General features: G+C 63.1%; 3 protein-coding genes. 2 read left to right on the top strand and 1 reads right to left on the bottom strand.

Annotated features, from left to right (window positions below):
* The first annotated feature begins 61 nt into the window (after positions 1 to 61).
* The gene (locus AKL29_RS14585; protein ID WP_028333812.1) at positions 62 to 355 is read left to right on the top strand and encodes a GIY-YIG nuclease family protein; all 294 of its coding nucleotides are present in this window, start codon (positions 62 to 64) and stop codon (positions 353 to 355) included.
* A 272-nt stretch (positions 356 to 627) separates the two neighbouring features.
* On the opposite strand, the gene AKL29_RS46460 is transcribed toward AKL29_RS14585, so the two are convergent.
* On the bottom strand, positions 628 to 861 hold the full coding sequence (locus AKL29_RS46460; RefSeq protein WP_028335862.1) for a hypothetical protein: 234 nt from the start codon (positions 859 to 861) through the stop codon (positions 628 to 630).
* Between the two features lie 291 nt (positions 862 to 1152).
* Between AKL29_RS46460 and AKL29_RS14575 the strand changes: the two genes are divergently transcribed.
* Positions 1153 to 3250 (top strand): glycogen/starch/alpha-glucan phosphorylase (locus AKL29_RS14575; protein ID WP_430648875.1); only part of this gene is annotated, 2098 nt, incomplete at its 3' end.

Raw genomic sequence — 3250 nt, 5'->3', positions numbered from 1 at the left:
TTTGCGAACTCAGGGGACCCATTACCCCAATAGACCAACGTATCGCGAGCCCTGGCTACGAATGAGCACAGCCGGCAGCTACTATGTCTACATTCTGGCGAGCCGCCATCACGGAACGCTCTACATTGGCGTCACTAACGACATTCGCACCCGGCTTGAGCTACATCGGTCAGGCCGAGGCTCCAAGTTTGTCTACAAATACCAGGTCTTCCGCCTCGTCCATGTCGAGGAATTCGCCACGCCGCAGGAAGCGATCGCCCGCGAGAAGCAGCTGAAATTCTGGAAGCGCGATTGGAAGATCAAGCTGATCGAAGCAGAAAATCCGGACTGGAACGACCTGTCGGGCCTCATCTGACGATTGGGGTAATGGGTCCTGGCTTTCGCCAGGACGACGATGTGGCGAGCGAGCATCATCGCTCGGTGACGCATATGCTGCCCGCAAAGCAATTCGGGCCGCTGACCAGGTCAGCGGCCCGTTGAAAATGGCTTCGGAATGAAATGCGTCGGAGCTGAAAAACGTGCCCGCCCCACGAGCGACAGCTGTGTTTGTAAAGGCTCCGTTAAGGCTTGAAAATCCGTATCACCACGGTGTTTCGGATTGAGCGTGAAAGCGCGTTGCGTGGCCGCTCAATTCGCTGCCGAGAGCAGTTTGTCGCCGCAGGCATTTGCGTAGAACCTGCCGCCGCATTGCCGCTTGATGGCGGTACAGCGCGCGGCGGGCGATGCATTCTGCGCCACGCTGAAGCCGCAACTCAGGCCGTCGGCGCTGCGGCCCGGTTTGCCCGCTGCATCGGCTGCGCTGGTCGCCGTGATGCACACCACGAGCAACGCCGCGGCCGCGATCTCGATCAAGAGTCTCATCACGCATCCTCCGGTCGATTGCGAAATCCCGGCTTCTGCAGCGCCATCGTAGCACCCATGACCGCTGGTCCGGAAGGTTCCCGAAGCGGCCCGGTCCTTGCATAAAATCACGGCAGCGCTGTGTATGGCACCGTCCCTGACGGTTTCGATTGCCATGCAAGGCGGGTATCATTGCGCTGGAGCGTGATCGGAAGGCCGCGGAACCGGGATTTCCGCGGGAACCATGCTCGACCAATGAGATGAGGACATGACGCGGGTCATCGCGTCGTGTTCCGGTTCGAACGGCAGGGATTGGGCGCGTTGCAGGAACAGACAAACTACCCGGCATTGAACCAGCCGATCGACGAGCTGGCGCTGACCGAGATCAAGAGCGCGATCCTCGCCAAGCTCCGGCTTGCAATCGGCAAGGACGCCACCGTTGCGACCAGACGGGACTGGTACAAGGCCGCGGCGCTGGCGCTGCGCGACCGCATCGTGCACCACTGGCTGACGGCCGAGAAGCAGACCTACGACGCCGGCGCCAAGCGCGTCTATTATCTCTCGCTCGAGTTCCTGATCGGCCGCCTGTTCACCGACGCGCTCAACAATATGGGACTGCTGCCGCTGTTCGAGGCGGCACTCGGCGACCTCGGCGTCGATCTCTCGGACCTGCGCAAATGCGAGCCGGATGCGGCGCTCGGCAATGGCGGCCTCGGCCGGCTTGCGGCCTGCTTCATGGAGAGCATGGCGACGCTGGCGATCCCCGCGACCGGCTACGGCATCCGCTACGATTTCGGCCTGTTCCGCCAGATCATGAACCATGGCTGGCAGCAGGAATATCCCGATGAATGGCTCGCCTTCGGCAATCCCTGGGAATTCCAGCGGCCGGAGGTGGTCTACAACGTTCACTTCGGCGGCCACGTCGAGCATGTCGACGAGCGCGGCCGCGACCGCGCCACCTGGCATCCGGCGGAAACCGTCGAGGCCATGGCCTACGACACGCCGATCGTCGGCTGGCGCGGCCAGCACGTCAACGCGCTTCGCCTGTGGTCGGCGCATGCACCCGATCCGCTCCAGCTCGACGTCTTCAATACCGGCGACTACGTCTCGGCCAGCGCCGAACAGGCGCGCGCGGAAGCGATCTGCAAATTCCTCTATCCGAACGACGAGAGCGCGGCGGGCCGCGAGCTCCGGCTGCGCCAGGAATATTTCTTCGTCTCGGCCTCGCTGCAGGATCTCGTGAAGCGGCATCTCGCCTCCGACGGCGGCCTGCGCAACCTTGCGCAGAAGGCGGCCGTGCAGCTCAACGATACCCATCCGAGCCTTGCGGTCACCGAACTGATGCGCATCCTGGTCGACCTGCACAACTTCCGCTGGGACGAGGCCTGGAAGATCACGGTCGCGACCCTGTCCTACACCAACCATACGCTGCTGCCCGAGGCGCTCGAGACCTGGCCGGTCGAATTGTTCGAACGGCTGCTGCCGCGGCATCTCGAGATCATCTACCGCATCAACGTGGCCCATCTCGCGCTTGCCGAGGAGCGCTTCCCCGGCGACATCGAATACCGCGCCTCGGTCTCGCTGATCGACGAGCGCAGCGGCCGCCGCGTGCGGATGGGCCAGCTCGCCTTCGTCGGCTCGCACCGCATCAACGGCGTCTCCGCGATGCATTCCGACCTGATGAAGGAGACCGTGTTCCACGACCTGCATCATCTCTATCCGTCGCGCATCACCAACAAGACCAACGGCATCACCTTCCGCCGCTGGCTGATGCTGGCCAACCCGCGGCTGACCGCGCTGCTGCGCGAAACCTGCGGCGAGGCCGTGCTCGACGACTTCTCGCTGCTCGAGCGGCTCGAGGCCCATTCGAGCGACCTCGAATTCCAGAAGCGCTTCCGCGACGTCAAGCATCACAACAAGCTGGCGCTGGCCCGGCTGGTCAACGAACGCAACCACATCAAGCTCGACCCATCGGCGCTGTTCGACGTGCAGATCAAGCGCATCCACGAATACAAGCGGCAGCTGCTCAACATCCTGGAGACCATCGCGCTCTACCACGCGATGAAGGACAATCCAGGGGCGAACTGGGTGCCGCGGGTAAAGATCTTCGCGGGCAAGGCGGCGGCGAGCTACCGCTACGCCAAGCTGATCATCAAGCTGATCAACGACGTCGCCGAGATCGTCAACAATGACGCCTCGCTCGGCGGCAGACTGAAGGTCGCCTTCCTCGCCGACTACAATGTCAGCCTCGCCGAGGTGATCATTCCAGCCGCCGATCTGTCCGAGCAGATCTCAACCGCCGGCATGGAAGCCTCCGGCACCGGCAACATGAAGCTCGCGCTGAACGGCGCGCTGACGATCGGCACGCTCGACGGCGCCAATATCGAGATTCGCGATGCGGTGGGACCCG

Source organism: Bradyrhizobium pachyrhizi (assembly GCF_001189245.1).
Taxonomy (GTDB): Bacteria; Pseudomonadota; Alphaproteobacteria; order Rhizobiales; family Xanthobacteraceae; genus Bradyrhizobium; species Bradyrhizobium pachyrhizi.
This window is presented reverse-complemented; position numbering and strand designations above follow the sequence as displayed.

Bases quoted from the DNA above. Each gene is read 5' to 3' on its own strand.
- AKL29_RS14585 (WP_028333812.1), top strand. From the start codon at position 62: ATGAGCACAGCCGGCAGCTACTATGTCTACATTCTGGCGAGCCGCCAT.
- AKL29_RS46460 (WP_028335862.1), bottom strand. From the start codon at position 861: ATGAGACTCTTGATCGAGATCGCGGCCGCGGCGTTGCTCGTGGTGTGC.